This window comes from Pseudomonas antarctica, assembly GCF_900624995.1.
Lineage (GTDB): Bacteria > Pseudomonadota > Gammaproteobacteria > Pseudomonadales > Pseudomonadaceae > Aquipseudomonas > Aquipseudomonas antarctica.
In genome coordinates this window covers 178,208-194,613 of the sequence record NZ_UYXQ01000004.1, presented here as the reverse complement: position 1 = coordinate 194,613, position 16,406 = coordinate 178,208, and the positions used below count along the sequence as shown (strand labels likewise).

The following is a 16,406-nucleotide window of genomic DNA, read 5'->3' as shown; positions in this document are numbered from 1 at the left end:
CAATCAATCCAATAACGAAAGGGTGACGGGTGTCAGGTGGTTATCTTCCACCCGCACCTGCAATTGGCCTTCACCGAGGCGCGCGGTCAGGCGCTGGCCGGTGTGGGTTTGCGCGGCATTGCGAATCGCCTGGCCACGTTCGTCCAGCAAAATGCTGTAGCCACGGGCGAGGGTCGCCAGCGGGCTGACCACGTGCAGCGTTTGCACCTGGCTTTGCAGTTGCAGGCGCCGCGCCTTGAGGCCTTCGCGCATGGCACGTGGCAGGCGTTCGGCGAGGCTGTCCAGGCGTTGGCGCAGCAGGGCCAGTTGACGGCCGGGGTGCTGGCCGGCGAGGCGGGTCTCCAGGCGGATCAAGCGTTCGCGGCGGGTATTGAGGTTGCGCTCGAAGGCGCGGCGCATGCGCATGTCCAGGTCATCCAGGCGCTGGGCCTGCTGACGCAGCCGTTCGCCAGGGTGGCGCAGGCGGCGGGCCATGCCTTCGAGGCGCAGACGGTCATGGCTCAACCGATTGCGCATCAACAGGACTAAGCGGCGATGCAGGCTTTCGACCTGGCGCACCAGATTGCTGGCGTCTGGGGCGAGCAGTTCCGCAGCAGCAGAGGGCGTCGGCGCGCGCACGTCTGCGACAAAGTCCGTGATCGACACATCGGTCTCATGGCCGACGGCGCTGACGATGGGCGTAACGCAAGCATCGACCGCACGGGCCACGGCTTCTTCGTTGAAGCACCACAGGTCTTCCAGAGAGCCGCCGCCGCGAGCGAGGATCAACGCGTCGAAGCCGCGTGCATCCGCCAACTTGAGGGCGCGCACAATCTGAGACACGGCCTCGCGGCCTTGTACGGCCGTCGGGATCAGCGTCAATTCAACGTTCGGCGCGCGGCGGCGGAACACGCTGATGATGTCGCGGATTACCGCGCCTGTGGGCGAACTGATAATGCCAATGCGCCGAGGGTGTGCCGGCAGCGCCACCTTGCGTTCGGCACTGAACAGGCCTTCGGCGCTGAGTTTTTCCTTCAGTGCATCGAAAGCCAAGCGCAGCGCGCCATCACCGGCGGGCTCCACTGTGTCGAGGATCAACTGGTAGTCACCACGGCCTTCGAACAGCGAAACCTTGCCGCGCACCTTAACGGCCAGGCCATCCTTCAACGCCTGGCGCACCCGTGCGGCATTGTTGCGGAACAATGCGCAACGAACCTGAGCGCCGCTGTCCTTGAGGGTGAAGTAAACATGGCCGGAGGCCGGGCGAGCGAGGTTGGAAATCTCGCCTTCGACCCAGATATTGGTGAACACGTCTTCCAGCAACACCCGCGCGCGGCCGTTGAGCTGGCTGACAGTCAGGACTTCGCGGTCCAGGCCCAGACGGGCAAAAGGATCTTTAATCATGGGCGGCAGTTTATAGGCATTCGTGCAAGGTTTGGCAGAATTGCTCGACCAGCGCGCTCGGCGTCTGCGCGCAGGCCAGGGCCACGGTGCTGAGGCAGTCCGGGTCGGCCAGGGGTAAAAAGTGCAGGTTGGCGGGGGCGATGTCCTGCATGGATTTTGGTAACAAGGCAATACCGAAGCCGGCCTGGATCAGTTGCAACTGCGTGGTTTTGCGCGACATCACCCGTGCCGCCTTGGGGAAAAATCCTGCGCGCATGCACAACTCGGCTGACAGATAACTCAGGCCGCCGCGTTGGGGATGGGGGATCGAGATAAATGCTTCGTCCTTGAGTTGCGCCAATTCCACCGGCGTAGTGCTGCGCGCCAGCGCGTGATCAGGCGGCACCGCCAGCAACAGTTGTTCGCTGTATAAAGGCACCACTCGCACGCCTTCGCGCTGGCGCAACACCGGCAGGCGCAACAGCCCGACTTCGAGGCGACCGTCGGCGATTTCCTCCAACTGCGCTTCGGAGGAAAGTTGGACGATGTCCATCGACACGCCCGGGCAACGCTTCAGCCACTTGCTGATGCCTTGCAGCAAGGGGCCGCTCATCGGCACGGTGCTCGAATGGCTCAGGCGCAGCGTGCCCAACTGACCGTTGCCCACCTGCGTGGCCATTTCGCTGGCCTTGAGCAACTCGCCCAACAGGTTGCGCGCCCGTGGGTAGAAGGCTTCACCGGCCGCCGTCAGCCGTGGTTGGCGCGCGGTGCGTTCGAACAGCGGGGTTTGCAGCTGGGTTTCGAGCGCTTTGATCTGTCGACTCAGGGCCGATTGCGCCACAAACAGACGTTCGGCGGCGGCGCTGAAGCTGCCGCTGTCGGCGATTTCGACGAAGTAACGCAGTTGGCGAGTGGAGATCACACGTCATGCCTTTTCGAGATGGGTGGAGGGCTTTGAAGATATTAGTCGCAACACTCGACGATGGCTAAAGTGAGGGCCAACTCTTTCAAGGACGTGCCCATGAACCCGCTTGAGCTGATGAGCCAGTGGTCGTTTGGCGGCGTTGATTGGCTGGTGATCGGCGTCGGCATTGTCATCGCCTATATCGTGTTCGGTATCGCAGGCTTTGGTACGGCGCTGGTCGCCGGGCCGATCCTGATCGTGTTTATGCCGCTGTCGAAAATCATCCCGCTGCTGGTGCTGCTGGATTTCGTCGCGGCCTTTGGCAGCCTGCTGCAATCACGGCGGGACGTGAACACGCCGGAGCTGCTGCGATTGCTGCCGTGCATGGCAATCGGTTGCACACTCGGTGTGATCTTCTTGCTCAACCTGCATTCGGACCTGTTGCTGCTATTGATGGGGCTGTTTATCAGCGCCTATGCGATTTACAGCCTGGCGGTGAAAGCCCGGCCGACACAGCTGGCGGCCGGCTGGTCGATTCCCATGGGCACCGTGGGCGGGTTGCTGGGTGCGCTGTTTGGCAGTGGCGGCTTTTTATATGCCATCTACCTCAACAGTCGCCTGCCCAAAGACGCGGCGCGGGCCACGCAAAGCGCGTTGATCAGTTGCAGCACGGTGGTGCGCTTGAGCTTGTTCCTGATTGCCGGGGTGTACGCTGATTTGCCGCTGTTGATGTTGGCGCTGTGCCTGTTGCCGGCGATGGCCGTGGGGTTGTGGTTTGGGCGCAGGCTGACGATGCGCATGTCGCGTGAAGCCTTTGTGCGGTTGGTGACGTGGTTGGTGTTGGCCAGCGGTATTGCGTTGATCGGGCGGTACTTGAGCACTTGACCTGATTTTTTCAAGGATTAAGCTGCCAGCCTTTAGGGCCTCTTCGCGAGCAAGCCCGCTCCCACATTTGGCATTGTGAACACGTTTCAAAATGTGGGAGCGGGCTTGCTCGCGGAGGCGCCAGACGCCACACCGCAGGACTCCCACGCCTCATGAACTCCCAAAGCATCCTTGTCCCGAAAATCTCCACCTTGCCCGTCCACGAACCCCGCGCCCGGGCGATTGTGCGTTGGCTGGTGCGCAAGAACATCATCAAGGAAGAGCTGACCACGTGCGGGCGCACCGGCAACCGCATGGCCTACGCCTTGGCCGATGGCGCCCGCGCCGTGGTGCTGCACCCCGAGGCGCTGCCGTTCAACGAGCCGATCAATGGCCTGGAGATCATCTACAAGCGCTGCATTTATACGCCAGCCAAGGGCTTTCTCGAAGAAGCCGGCTGCCCGGAATGCCTTAAAGAAGTCGGCGAGGCGCTGTTTGAAAGCCTGGAAGACTGGATGCCCGGCCACACCGACAACTTCACCTGCCCGCTGTGTGGGCATGAAGACGACATCAACGGGTTTCTGTTCCTGCAGGAATGCGGGTTTTCCAACCTCGGGTTCATCTTCAATAACTGGGCGGAGGCAGGGTTCAAGCAGAGCTTTATCGACGAATTTGCCGATTGGTTGGACCAGAAGATGAGTTGGGTCAAAGTCGAGCTTTAATCCATCTATCAGTATTACCAAGTTTGTCAGAGTTTTACATTGAGCCTGAGAGGGTGCATGTATATAATGGCGCGCTTCCATTTTCCCGCTCGGGAGCCCCCGCGATGCTGCGTATCAGCCAAGAAGCTCTGACATTCGACGACATTCTCCTAGTGCCCGGTTATTCCGAGGTGCTTCCTAACGAAGTCAGTCTCAAGACCCGCCTAACCCGTGGCATCGAGCTGAATATTCCCCTGGTTTCTGCTGCCATGGACACCGTCACCGAAGCCCGTTTGGCAATCGCCATGGCTCAGGAAGGCGGCATCGGCATCATCCACAAGAACATGACCATCGAGCAGCAAGCTGCCGAAGTGCGCAAGGTCAAGCGTTACGAAGCCGGTGTGGTGAAAGATCCCATCACCATCGAAGCCGACGCCACCGTGCGTGACCTGTTCGACCTGACCCGCCTGCACAACATCTCCGGCGTTCCGGTGCTGCACGATGGCGACCTGGTCGGCATCGTCACTTCCCGTGACGTGCGTTTCGAGAACCGTCTTGAAGTCACCGTCCGCGAAGTGATGACGCCTAAAGAGCGCCTCGTGACTGTTCGCGAAGGTGCTGACAAGGACGACGCTCGTGAGTTGCTGCACAAGCACCGCATCGAACGCGTGCTGATCGTCGACGACAAATTCGCCCTCAAAGGCATGATGACCGTCAACGACATCGAAAAAGCCAAGGCCTACCCGTTGGCCAGCAAGGATGACCAAGGTCGTCTGCGCGTTGGCGCCGCTGTGGGTACCGGTAAAGACACCGGTGACCGCGTGGCGGCCTTGGTTGCTGCCGGTGTTGATGTGGTGGTGGTCGACACCGCCCACGGTCACTCCAAAGGCGTGATCGAGCGCGTTCGCTGGGTCAAACAGAACTTCCCTGACGTCCAGGTGATCGGCGGCAACATTGCCACCGGCGCAGCCGCCAAGGCCCTGGCCGAAGCCGGCGCCGATGCGGTCAAGGTCGGTATCGGCCCTGGCTCGATCTGCACCACGCGCATCGTCGCCGGTGTGGGCGTGCCGCAAATCAGCGCCATCGCCAACGTCGCCGCTGCCCTTGAAGGCACGGGCGTACCGTTGATCGCCGACGGCGGCATCCGTTTCTCCGGTGACCTGTCCAAGGCCATCGTAGCCGGTGCTTCCTGCGTGATGATGGGCTCGATGTTCGCCGGTACTGAAGAAGCGCCGGGCGAGATCGAACTGTTCCAGGGCCGTTCGTACAAGGCTTACCGTGGCATGGGTTCGCTGGGCGCCATGTCCCAGGCGCAAGGCTCCTCCGATCGTTACTTCCAGGACTCCTCGGCAGGCGCCGAGAAGCTCGTACCGGAAGGCATCGAAGGCCGTGTGCCGTACAAAGGCACCCTCAGCGCGATCATCCATCAATTGATGGGCGGCCTGCGTTCCTCGATGGGCTACACCGGCAGCGCCGACATCGAAGAAATGCGCACCAAGCCAGAGTTCGTACGGATCACCGGCGCTGGCATGGCTGAGTCCCATGTCCACGACGTGCAGATCACCAAGGAAGCGCCAAACTACCGCGTAGGTTGAGGCTTCCAGCAAAATGTTAAGTAACCGGGGCTGTTTTATTCAGCCCCGAGTTGTTTCTGATTCATTAGACGAGACTGACTTCATGGCCCTCGACATTCACGCCCACCGCATCCTGATCCTCGACTTCGGTTCCCAGTACACCCAGCTGATCGCCCGCCGCGTGCGTGAAATCGGCGTGTACTGCGAACTGCACCCGTTCGACATGGATGACGAAGCGATCCGCGAATTCGCCCCCAAAGGCGTCATCCTCGCCGGTGGCCCCGAGTCCGTGCACGAAGCCAACAGCCCGCGCTGCCCGCAAGCCGTATTTGACCTGGGCGTGCCTGTCTTCGGTATCTGCTACGGCATGCAGACCATGGCCGAGCAACTGGGCGGCAAGGTTGAAGGTTCCGAGCTGCGTGAATTCGGTTATGCCCGTGTGGACGTGGTCGGCAAGAGCCGCCTGCTGGACGGCATCGAAGACCACATCGACGCCGACGGCCTGTTCGGCCTCGACGTGTGGATGAGCCACGGTGACAAGGTCACCAAGATGCCGGAAGACTTCCATATCCTGGCCAGCACCCCGAGCTGCCCGATCGCCGGTATGTTCAACGATGAGCGCGGCTACTACGGCGTGCAGTTCCACCCGGAAGTGACCCACACCAAGCAGGGCGGTCGCATCCTGTCGCGCTTCATCCTCGACATCTGCCAGTGCGAAGCGCTGTGGACCCCGTCGAAAATCGCTGAAGACGCCATCGCCAATGTGCGTGCCCAAGTCGGCACCGACAACGTGCTGCTCGGCCTCTCCGGTGGCGTTGACTCATCGGTAGTTGCTGCGCTGCTGCACAAAGCCATCGGCGACCAGTTGACCTGCGTCTTCGTCGACAACGGCCTGCTGCGCCTGCACGAAGGCGAGCAAGTGATGGCCATGTTCGCCGAGAACATGGGCGTCAAGGTGATCCGCGCCAACGCTGAAGATCAGTTCTTGAGCAACTTGGCCGGCGAGTCCGACCCAGAGAAAAAGCGCAAGATCATCGGCCGCACCTTCATCGACGTATTCGATGCTCAGGCCAAACACCTGGACAACATCAAGTACCTCGCCCAGGGCACCATTTATCCCGACGTGATCGAGTCGGCCGGCGCCAAGAGCGGCAAGGCCCACGTGATCAAGTCCCACCACAACGTGGGTGGCCTGCCTGAGGAAATGAACCTCAAGCTGGTAGAACCGTTGCGCGAACTGTTCAAGGACGAAGTCCGCCGTCTGGGCCTGGAACTCGGCCTGCCGTACGACATGGTCTACCGCCACCCATTCCCAGGCCCGGGACTGGGCGTGCGCATCCTCGGTGAAGTGAAGAAGGAATACGCCGACCTGCTGCGTCGCGCCGACCACATCTTCATCGAAGAACTGCGCAAGGCCGACTGGTACCACAAAGTCAGCCAGGCGTTCGTGGTGTTCCAGCCGGTGAAATCGGTTGGCGTTGTAGGCGATGGCCGTCGTTACGCGTGGGTTGTGGCCCTGCGTGCGGTGGAAACCATCGACTTCATGACCGCCCGTTGGGCACACCTGCCGTACGAACTGCTGGAAACTGTCAGCGGCCGTATCATCAATGAGATCGAAGGTATTTCGCGCGTGACGTATGACGTGTCGAGCAAGCCGCCGGCGACGATTGAGTGGGAATAATGGGGCGTCCGGCACTGACCGGCACGATCTAGCAAGAAACACCCTGGAGCCCGCGTAATTGCGGGCTTTTGGCTTTTTGGGGCTCCCCTGGCTCGCCGATGCTGGCGGTCGAGAAGGCGCAACTGCCCAGCGCTGCTACCGCCGACATCCCTGCGGTGCCTTACAGTCCGCATAGATCGCTCAATCCCTAATGGATTACCGGCGGCCTTCGCACACCGGTGATTCTCCGATACGGCCTTCCTTGCACAGGTCAATGTTATCTGTGCGCTTGAAACCGGAGTCTTTCATGCAATAAAACTGCGTGAGTACCTGGTCAATCGGCGTCTTGTCCCCCGTCCCTGTCAGGTTGGTATAGCCGCATGCGGTCATAGCGCTCTTGACACCCTCTTGCGAGACCCCGCTTTTTTTCCAATTGGTAAATTCCGGCGGCGGCGGTTGAAAGCCCCTTCCCGTGCAGCCAACCAGTAACAACGCGCAAAAACTCAGCAACAGGCGCCAGGTGAACATGGCGTTCCTCCTCATGGTTTGATCCGGATAAGTGTGAGACGCCGTAGGGTGAGTCGCTCTAGAAGGGCTTGCAAGCGGCCCCGGCCTCCTAATAGCGGTTGTGCACTTTTGAGTGCCGTACAGCACGTTCAGTATTCCCCTAGGCGAGCGTGTTTCAGCTTATGAAGTATTGGCCCATTTACCAACATGTCACTGACCGTGACTCCTGGCTTGCGAGCACTTTCCGGCATTGGATCTTGAGTAAATATTATAGGATCAGTGCGGTATTGGCAGACGGGTCAATTCCCCAGCCGATCACCCCATCGCATGAATGATGCAGTACTTGTGAAAACAGTTTTTCGTCTATGGTATTTTTCGTGGTATCAGCAGGTGTGTTCAAAATAAAACTATGATTTATTTTGGGTTTTTACATTTTTTATGTTCGAGTGGGAGTAGGTCTGATTCGTAACTATTTGATTTTTATAAAACTATTTTCAATAGTTACGAGGGTTTCTACTTCATTAATGGCGTTGGCGGTGGTCCACGCTTAGCCGCAAAGGTTAACTGGCATCAGCTTCGTTAAACTGATGCCGGTTGGCCCCCGCGTTGAGGGCTAGTGGGTGCCGCGGCTCAATCCACCCAGACGGGTTGAGATCGACTGCATGCCTTTGCCCAGTTCCCGAAGCGTGCTCGCATCTCGGGCGCCTTCTTCGCTGGCCGCATGGATACGTACCGCCAGCTCGTTGATTTCCTGAGTCACGTGGCTCTGCTCTTGGGCGGCAACGGCGATCTGCTGGGCGCGCTGGACGATGTCATCGAAACTGCCCACCGTAGTGCCCAATGTCGCGGACACGCCGACTGCCTGTTGCACTGACTCGCGAGTGCGTTGAGCGCCGTTTTGCATGGTTGTGACGGCAGAATTTGATGCCTGGCGCAGTTGCGTGATCATCTCCTGAATTTCGTTGGCAGACGTTTGTGTGCGGCCTGCGAGTGTGCGCACTTCATCTGCCACCACCGCAAAGCCACGTCCTTGCTCACCGGCTCTTGCGGCCTCGATAGCAGCGTTGAGCGCCAATAGATTCGTCTGCTGAGAGATCGATTTGATTACCTCCAGCACGCTGCCAACTCGCTCGATGTCTTCACCTAACTGAGTCATAGCGGTGGCCGCGCCTGAGATGTCGGTCGCCAGGCTTTCGATGGATTCACCGTTGCGGTTGACTTGGTCCTGACTCTTTTGCGCTTCTACCAGTGAGCTGCGGGCCGTGTCCGAGCAGTCTGTGGTGTTGCGTGCGACCTCGTTGGCGCTGGCCGACATTTCAGTAATGGCGGTGGCGAGCAGGGTGTTGTCCATGCGTTGGGTCTCTGCCCGTTCAGCCAGGCCATTGGACAGTTGCGCCAGTTCGTTGGCCTGGACTTCCAGTGACACCGACTCATCTGCAATGCGTCGCAGCATGGCCTGCAGAGAGCCAGCGTAATGGTTAACCGCAATGCGCAACGCGCCGAGTTCATCTGACCGCAGAATCTCTAGCTGAGCGCCTGCCTGACCGCCTTGGCCCAGACGTTCGATTTGCGCAGTGGTTTCTTCAAGCTGAGTGAGCAGCCGTTTGCCAGCCAGCCATGCCAGCCCCAGCAGGATGCCCAACAGCGGTAGCAAGAACAGCAAGATCTGCCCGGTCAGCTTGTTCGCGAGTCCGACCACGCGGGCCTCAGGCGTGACCAGCCCAATGCGCCAGCCGGTGCCTTCCATGGTTTCCAATGTGATGTAAGCCGGTCCATCCAGGCGCGCATCGTGTTCCAGATACAGCGTTGTCGTGCCGGCCGGCTTGCTCGACAGGCTTTCGGCGACCGGCTTCAACCACGGTTGTTCCTGGCTCAACCCGGCAATGGTCGGCAGGCCCTTGGTGCTCTTTGCATCTGGGAAAAACAGCAGGTTCCCTGAAGGATCGACCGCAAAAGCGTAGCCGCCTGTGACATTGCCATTGGCCTTGAGAAACGCTGCGAGGCCGTCAAGCTTGAGGTCGATAGTGGCGACACCGGCAAACGCGCCCTTTGCGAGGTAGGGCACGCTACAGGTCGTCATTGCCACGCCACTGACCGCGTCCTGGTAAGCATCTGACCAGACGCAACGTCCCGATGGAGCGGATTTCGCTCCGGTGTACCAGGACTCAGCCTGATACGGCGGGGTTTGCGCGGCGTTGTACTCGTCCGAGTAATCCAACCCATTGCTGACGTTACGTGCCCAGAAAAAACTTCGGCGATCAGTACCGGCAGTAAAACTGTTGGGTTCTGGCCACAGCCCGCCGCCTGCAATGGCTGCATCGCCTTGGCTGTCGATTACATTAGGCAGATTAGCCTTGAGCAGGGTTTCGTCGTGGGGCAGGGTTTCGGCCAGGTGCGCCATCGCTGCAGCGGTGCCCTCAATGCGATTCACTTGCAGGGCTAACTGGCGTGTAATCGCACTGGCCGATTGTTCCGCTGCTTCGGTTCCTGCTGCCACTAACTGAGGCTTGCCGCCCAAGGTCATGACTGAGTAAATCGCCAATGCCGTGAGAACCAGCAGCGTCAGGATCCCTAGAGTCATTCGCCCTGCGATGCGGTTGGGAAGTAGCGACATGCTGAAGCTCCACAAAATTAAGGTTAGCTGTAATTAATAACGGCAGCCAAGCCCGGTAGTTGAGGCGCTACATGATGTTTTGAGTGATTAGACGACCGGTGGCTGTCAACTGCAATGCAGAATTGATCCAACTACCGAAGTTTCGCTGACCCAAGCGTCTATTTCGTAAAGCGTTAGCAGGTCTGACTTTGGGCTGAATACTTATGGGGCAACGCCAAGTCGGGAGTAGGGGTGATTCTGCATCTGCGATAACACATAGGCAGCTTCAAGCATCGGTGATTAGGCCAAGCGTTCTATAACCAATTCAACCTGCACAAACTCACCGATCAAGCTTCATTGCGCTGCCTCTACGAGGCCGACGGTGAGAAGGCCTCGGGCCTGATCCTAAACGCTTTTCCATTTTCACTAAGCGTCAGCGCTCGGCAGCCTTTGCCAATAGAGAGGCTAATTCGACTTCTTGAACGTTTACTGTGCCTGGCATTTTTCATGGTTGTTCAATTATTCAATGTCTGAAGACTCTGTTTTATAAGGGTTTTTTTTCAATTTATAATAGAGTGGGAATGAGCCAGCGTTATTCGCTTGATTGAATCAACAAAGCCCCGGCCTCTGCCGGGGCTTCGTTATTTATAGCGGTGCAGGCTTGCCAACCAGCACCATACCCATGCGTTCGAGTGCGGCAAATAAGTCTTTCAGGCTGTCAAATCGATGGCCGTCCATGCTCGGCCAGGTGGGGCGCTCAATGAAGAAGTGTCCGTTCTGGTGAACGAGCGGTGTTGATATCAGGTCACCCGAGCTGCTGCGATGTTTCAGGGTTGGCACCACCGTAGTGGAGTCGACGGTAAAAAAGCCCGGGCGCCTGAGCAGTCTCCCGAAGTCTTGTGGGGTTTCAGGTTTGCGGGGCATTACCAACTGTAGCAGCAGGTCGCTTTTCACCGCCCCTGCGCTTCCGGCTGCGGGGATACCAGGGTCTGGGATGACGCCTTTCGATTGGCCGGCTGCAAGGTCTTCCACCCTCAGCCCATTGACCTCCTCCAGTTCGCTGAGCCCGGGAACGCCCTTATAGGTGCTGACGTGAGTATTGCCCACCAGTGCCAGCCATTTATGCGCACCTTGAGCTGCCTGGTCGGCACGGATCACAGTGCTGGCGTAGTAGTTCATCAGGGCCTGGCGCTCCGAACCGGTGGCAACCTGGCTGTCCGCCACGGCGGGCAAGAACCCCTGGGTTCGGTAACTTGCCAGGCAATCAATGGCCTGGATACGAATTTCATGGACGCGTGCGGCCTTGACCAACTCCATGAAGTTGTACTGCCCCAGTGGGTCTGTCCCTTGACCGATGTCGAGTGACTGGAGGTAGCGTTTGAGTGCCTCGGGCATCTCGCCAGTCTCGGCGAACGTATCAAGGGCCGCTTGGTGAAAGTCCCTGAGCAGGTGTTCGCAATATAGGGTTTTGACGTTCTTTTGAGCCAGTAACTGCATGTTGTCGATCAGCAACTGTTTGCTGCCTACGCCACTGTGGGCTTCACCGACCACGATGCCGCGCACATCCTTGAGCAGTTCCTCCAGCCAGGTAGCGGTGGATGCACTGGCGGGCAGCGCGGGCACCGGCGGCCGATTTTGCGCGGTAAACCGGCTCAGGAACGCCACGGCATCCTTGAACAGGCGCTGTCTTCTGGCCTTGAACGGCGCATAAGGGTCGGACTCATGAGGCGATATCTCCACGCCTTCATCGCTTAAGGCATATTTTTCATAGAGTGGTCCGGCGGCGGCTTTCTCCAATGGCTGGCGCAGCTCTTGCGGTATTTCGTAGGCGACGGCCGGGCTTTCAAGCACGGGCGTGTGCGTGCGCCCTAGCAGCTTGTTGACTAATTGCCCGGCACCTCCTCTCAGGCCGTGTCTGGGGGCGAGCTCCCATTGCCCCTCGGCATTGAGGCGCACCGGAATGGCTTCGGAGAACGAGAAAGGGTTTTGCGGATTGATGATTGCCCAATGACCGCTGCCGTTGACGTCATCGACATACCGCACGTAATACGCGGTGTCGTTCAGCAGGATGGCGGTCGATGGGTTGGAGTTGAGTCGATAAATGCCTTGATCCCGGCCAGGCTCACTGACCGGGTCGATGCCGTCGAGGATTTCATTGGCTTCCCAGCCGGCAGGGATTTCACTCACGGTGGGCGGCAGTACCAAGGGTTCGGGCTTGGCCTGTGGGGCAAACGCTGCGCCTGACGTGATGTTTTCAGCGTTCATTGGCGACGGATTGGCGTCCATCTCTACCGCTGGGAGCCATTTATTGATAAGAGGAGCCCCTTTGAGTTTCAGCCCCTCTGTGTCGAGGGCCTGGCAGAGGTCGGTCAATGTTGGGTAGACGGTGCCCTTGAGCCGCGGAAAGTTTACCGGGTCAATAAAATAACCCTGGCTGGCTGTACGCTGGATGGTATTGCGTACCAGGGCATCGAAGCGATTGCGATGGATCAGCGTCAATTCTGCCTGTGTCTCCTGCAGGAGGTAGTCGCCGGGGGCTTTGAGCAGCTCGTCGATTTTTTTCGGACTCAAAAGGAAGGGGAACACTTCCTTTTGCTGTCTCAGGGGCACTTGCAGGATGAGGTCAGTGTCCAGCGCACTGGGTTTAGGAACTGTCGGATTGCCGGTGCTGACATTACTTACCTTGGGGCCGTAACCAATTTTGATCCGTGGGGTGGCGTCGCTCACCTCGCCGATCCGCAGGCTTGTACCGCCGTTTATTTCACTGATACCCGCCACACCCCTGAACGTGTTGGTGTTTTGTGCATTGGTCAATACCACATATTTACTTGCGCCGTACTTGGCTTGGTCGAGACGGATGATCTCGCTGGTCAAAAAACTCTTGGCCATTTGCTCATCAACGGCAACTGGGAGCGGGAGATAGTTGGCCAAGAGGCCTGTGGCCTGAACGCGTACGCCATTGGCCCGGGCGGCGGTGAGCAGTTCCAGGGTGTTGAAACGCACCGGCAGGGCCCTGTCCATCTCATTGAGGTAATTTTTCAGGTTCTCGGACAGTTCCCCGCTGCTGGCGAAGGTATCGAGGTCAAATTGGTGGAGGTCGTTGAACAGGCGATTCAGGTAGATCACCTTGAAGCCTTTACGCGCCAGGGCAGGCATTTGCTTAATCAGGGTGTACAGGCTGGCGACGCGTTTCGGGCTTTCGGCGACAATCAGGCGAGGTGCGCCTTCCAATATATCTTCGATAGCTTCGGTGGATGACAACTCAGGCGTGAGAGTGGGGAGTGCAGGACGTTCGGGTAGGGTCTGGGTGAAAAAGGGGCGGGAGAAAAAGGTACGGGCATCGCTCGTGATTTTCGTCCGCGCAGGGTTGATAAAATAATCTGACGATTTGAATTCGGTAAAACCTCCTCCGGGTTTAGGGATGAGCTTGAAATAATCCGGCCCGCCGGACATCGCAAGCTCAATCTGGAAGCTGTCCATGTTGCTGAGGTCATACGGTGTCGTCAGGCTTGAAGGGGGATAACTGGATCTGGGCGGCCCGTAGGCGTTAGGGGTGGCAGATTCGGGTTCAAATTCGGGCTCTAATGAGCCTTCGCTCGTTGTGGGAACATCCACCGGGCTGCCGCCCCTGACGGCGTCAGAGGCGCGCGGGGCGCGCGGGGCGTATTCCCATTCGCCGTCGACGTTCAGACGTACCGGGCGCGAGCCGGAAAACGCGTGGGGGTTATTGGGGTCGATGATTGCCCAGGTCCCGCCGCCATTCACATCCGCTTCGTAACGCACGTAACAGACGTCGCCTTTGAACGGGATGACGGTCGACGGGTTTGAGTTGACGGTATAGATACTCCGATAACGTCCTCCTTTGGTCATCGCGGTTGCACCCTCCAAACCCTGTTGGCGCTTCCAATCTGCCGGTATTTCCGGTTCGGTAGGGGAGGGCTCCAGCGCCGGAGCAGTGGGGGCTGGGTCGGGTGCCGGCGCAGGTGTTTCACTGGGTGGTGAGACCACTGGCGTATCGTCGACCGGCGCCGTTGCGTCTTTGAACTTGGCCATCTCGGCCGCTTCTGCCTCGTCGATTTCCGGGCCGAGTTCCGCTATCGGGCCAGGCCCGTGCAGCGCGAACAGATTGAACAACGTATCGATCCCGCTGAACACCGCGCCGATCACACCGGCTTTGCGCTCCGCGCTGGTACGGCCATTGACTGCCTGATCGATATTCAGCCCCAGGTTGGCAATGCTGGCGCCCAATACGGGCAGCGCGACTGGCCAGCCGATGACAGCCAACGGGCCAAATATTTTCAGGCCGGCGCTCAGGTAGCCTATCCAGAGTTTTTTCGTCAGCTCCTTCTGAGTGGTCAGTGATTGTTGGGCTTCGTGGTACATCGACCAGCGTGTACGGTCCTGCAGCCAGGTGAACGCATCGTGGGTGATCGCCTGGTTCGTTCGATTGATCAGGTGATGATCGGCGCTGCCCCAGGTGCCGACCAAGCGGTTCATGAGATCAGTGATGTTATCGGTGATGGCCTGGCGGTCGGTCAGGGAGAAGTGGCAGAGGAAGGCGTTGCGGTTTTTTTCCTCGTTCATCTTGCCCAGTACCCACCAATGCATGTCCGAGGGCGTTTCGAGTACTTGGAAGGCTGGTGTGTCGCCCGGCGTATAGAGAATTTGCCGACCCGTCTTGTCGACGATGCGCAGCAGATTGATCGCGACATAACCGTCAACGTCAAGGGCACACACCTGTAAGCCGTCAGTGGGTGCCACTTCGGTTTCCAGCATCTGCTGGGTGACTGGCCAGCTCAGGTTGGAGGCGACAGCGTTGAGGCAGGTCTGAAAGTCGTCGTCAGTCAGTTGCTTGAGTTCAACAGCCTGAACGGCCTTGCTGAGAAAATTGCACTTGGCCAGGGCGCGAAAGTCGCCGTGGAAGGTGTGCCAGAACTCGTCGAGTTTATCGGTGTAGAGACTGTCGAATTTGATGCGCCAGAAGTCTTTCAGCACCTCGTTGCCATGTAGGCGCACTTCGTGAGTTTCATTGAAGTCGCCAAATTCCGGCCCTGCGGTGTAGAACCCGCCATACAGGTCGAGCAGGTCGGCATTGTCGTAGTCAGTGGCACGAAACCGTTTGATCACCAATTGGGTCAGGGTGGTCGACTCATACGGTTTTTCCTGCACGTGCTCCCAACCGGTAAAGCTCTTGGAGCTGCTCTGGGCTGCCTTGAAACGATGGTAATAGACCTCGTCAGGGTCCAGGCCTTGTACGCCGTGCTTTTTCAGAATTTCACAGGCGCTCTGGTGGGCGCTGTCATGCAGGCTCGGGCAGGCCTGGATCAGGCGAGTAGCCAGTGCCTTCAGTGCGGCCTTGTCGGTGGCATTGGGCAGGGCTGGGTTAGTGATCAAACTCATGGGGGTGCTCATCCTTCAAAAAGAACGATGAGGTTCCCTCGCTGCCAGCCGCTTCGGGCACTACATAGTTAGGCGGCGACCGTGATGCAATGCCGTCAGCGCCGCGCGATGTCCGAAAAGTAAAACTTATCCAGCGTATGCCGCGACTCGGTGTACTCGAACTGCCGCCCGTCCTGCAAAAACGTCTGGTTGCTCACCACGATCACATGGCTTTGCCCATCCAGATCCAGGTGTGCCTGGTCGTCCTTGCTGCGCGGCAGGGCTTCGATGGTGCGTTGCGCGTAGCTGATCTGCAACTGCAGCGTTTGCTCGATAAACGCGTAGATCGACTGCTCGGCGATGTCGCGGTCCAGGCCTGGGATCAGCTCGGCGACGAAGTGGTTGATGTCGAGGATCACCCGTTTGCCGCCGATGCGCCGTACCCGTTTGATGCGAGTGATCAGGGTGCCGGGTTCGGCTTCGATGTGCTGCAGCAGCGAGCCTTCCAACGGGAATTGGCTGAAATCGACGACTTCAGTGCGTACGTCATCGCCCAGGTCAGCGTGGGTTTCGTGGAAGCTGACGATGCCACCCAGTTGGAACTCAATGGGGTTGGGCGACAACACAAAGGTGCCCTTGCCGTGGATTTTTTGCGCAAACCCACGCTCCTGCAACTGCTCGATCGCACGACGCACGGTGCCACGGCTGGCTTGGTAGGCGTCCATCAGTTCGGTTTCGGAGGGAAGGCGCGTGCCGCGTTGCAGGCGTTCGGTGGTGATGCTGGCAAGCAGATCCGTATAGATCTGGTTGTATTTGCTCATGGGATGGCTCTATGCCCGGCTTAATGAAGGTGAACTGCGCA

At 58.8% G+C, this 16,406-nt stretch carries 10 protein-coding genes and 1 pseudogene; 4 read left to right on the top strand and 7 right to left on the bottom strand.

All coding sequences use genetic code 11. The annotated features are described in order from the left end of the window. Positions 1–3 precede the first annotated feature (3 nt). Entirely contained in the window at positions 4–1,383 is a 1,380-nt protein-coding gene (gene xseA, locus E0F99_RS04825) for an exodeoxyribonuclease VII large subunit (protein WP_083356882.1), read from the bottom strand. A gap of 10 nt (positions 1,384–1,393) precedes the next feature. Beyond that, the gene (locus E0F99_RS04820; RefSeq protein WP_083356883.1) at positions 1,394–2,284 is read right to left on the bottom strand and encodes a LysR family transcriptional regulator; all 891 of its coding nucleotides are present in this window, start codon (positions 2,282–2,284) and stop codon (positions 1,394–1,396) included. Between the two features lie 99 nt (positions 2,285–2,383). Here E0F99_RS04820 and E0F99_RS04815 point away from each other — a divergent pair, with 99 nt between their 5' ends. The 4 genes from E0F99_RS04815 (at position 2,384) to guaA (ending at position 7,086) form a co-directional block, all read left to right on the top strand. Further along, positions 2,384–3,151: a sulfite exporter TauE/SafE family protein gene (locus E0F99_RS04815; protein WP_083356884.1), complete on the top strand. Its 768-nt coding sequence runs from the start codon at positions 2,384–2,386 to the stop codon at positions 3,149–3,151. Between the two features lie 152 nt (positions 3,152–3,303). Continuing rightward, positions 3,304–3,852, top strand: coding sequence for a hypothetical protein (locus E0F99_RS04810; RefSeq protein ID WP_015885727.1), 549 nt, complete (start codon positions 3,304–3,306; stop codon positions 3,850–3,852). 104 nt (positions 3,853–3,956) lie between these two features. Then, positions 3,957–5,426: an IMP dehydrogenase gene (gene guaB, locus E0F99_RS04805; protein WP_083356885.1), complete on the top strand. Its 1,470-nt coding sequence runs from the start codon at positions 3,957–3,959 to the stop codon at positions 5,424–5,426. 82 nt (positions 5,427–5,508) lie between these two features. Then, entirely contained in the window at positions 5,509–7,086 is a 1,578-nt protein-coding gene (gene guaA, locus E0F99_RS04800) for a glutamine-hydrolyzing GMP synthase (RefSeq protein WP_083356886.1), read from the top strand. Between the two features lie 195 nt (positions 7,087–7,281). Here guaA and E0F99_RS04795 read toward each other — a convergent pair whose 3' ends face one another. The 5 genes and pseudogenes from E0F99_RS04795 to treR all read right to left on the bottom strand — a co-directional run bounded on the left by E0F99_RS04795 (position 7,282) and on the right by treR (position 16,365). Next, complete coding sequence (locus E0F99_RS04795) at positions 7,282–7,593, bottom strand: hypothetical protein (RefSeq protein ID WP_083356887.1); 312 nt, start codon at positions 7,591–7,593, stop codon at positions 7,282–7,284. 592 nt (positions 7,594–8,185) lie between these two features. After that, positions 8,186–8,887 (bottom strand): methyl-accepting chemotaxis protein, encoded by a 702-nt coding sequence (locus E0F99_RS31060; RefSeq protein ID WP_407020395.1) that lies wholly within the window; start codon positions 8,885–8,887, stop codon positions 8,186–8,188. Between the two features lie 417 nt (positions 8,888–9,304). After that, a pseudogene (locus tag E0F99_RS31055) lies at positions 9,305–10,096 on the bottom strand (cache domain-containing protein); the annotation flags it as partial. Between the two features lie 714 nt (positions 10,097–10,810). Next, positions 10,811–15,565 carry a membrane-targeted effector domain-containing toxin gene (locus tag E0F99_RS04785; protein ID WP_162276183.1) on the bottom strand — a complete coding sequence of 1,585 codons (4,755 nt, stop codon included), beginning with the start codon at positions 15,563–15,565 and terminating at the stop codon, positions 10,811–10,813. Positions 15,566–15,660: 95 nt separating this feature from the next. After that, a complete protein-coding gene (gene treR / locus E0F99_RS04780) occupies positions 15,661–16,365 on the bottom strand; it encodes a trehalose operon repressor (RefSeq protein ID WP_083356890.1) in 705 nt (234 codons plus the stop codon). Positions 16,366–16,406: the final 41 nt, after the last annotated feature.

What these genes read in the sequence shown, in the direction of transcription:
- xseA (WP_083356882.1), bottom strand. Translation starts at nt 1,383, where the DNA reads ATGATTAAAGATCCTTTTGCCCGTCTGGGCCTGGACCGCGAAGTCCTG.
- E0F99_RS04815 (WP_083356884.1), top strand. Translation starts at nt 2,384, where the DNA reads ATGAACCCGCTTGAGCTGATGAGCCAGTGGTCGTTTGGCGGCGTTGAT.
- E0F99_RS04810 (WP_015885727.1), top strand. Translation starts at nt 3,304, where the DNA reads ATGAACTCCCAAAGCATCCTTGTCCCGAAAATCTCCACCTTGCCCGTC.
- guaB (WP_083356885.1), top strand. Translation starts at nt 3,957, where the DNA reads ATGCTGCGTATCAGCCAAGAAGCTCTGACATTCGACGACATTCTCCTA.
- guaA (WP_083356886.1), top strand. Translation starts at nt 5,509, where the DNA reads ATGGCCCTCGACATTCACGCCCACCGCATCCTGATCCTCGACTTCGGT.
- E0F99_RS04795 (WP_083356887.1), bottom strand. Translation starts at nt 7,593, where the DNA reads ATGTTCACCTGGCGCCTGTTGCTGAGTTTTTGCGCGTTGTTACTGGTT.
- E0F99_RS31060 (WP_407020395.1), bottom strand. Translation starts at nt 8,887, where the DNA reads ATGTCGGCCAGCGCCAACGAGGTCGCACGCAACACCACAGACTGCTCG.
- E0F99_RS04785 (WP_162276183.1), bottom strand. Translation starts at nt 15,565, where the DNA reads ATGAGTTTGATCACTAACCCAGCCCTGCCCAATGCCACCGACAAGGCC.
- treR (WP_083356890.1), bottom strand. Translation starts at nt 16,365, where the DNA reads ATGAGCAAATACAACCAGATCTATACGGATCTGCTTGCCAGCATCACC.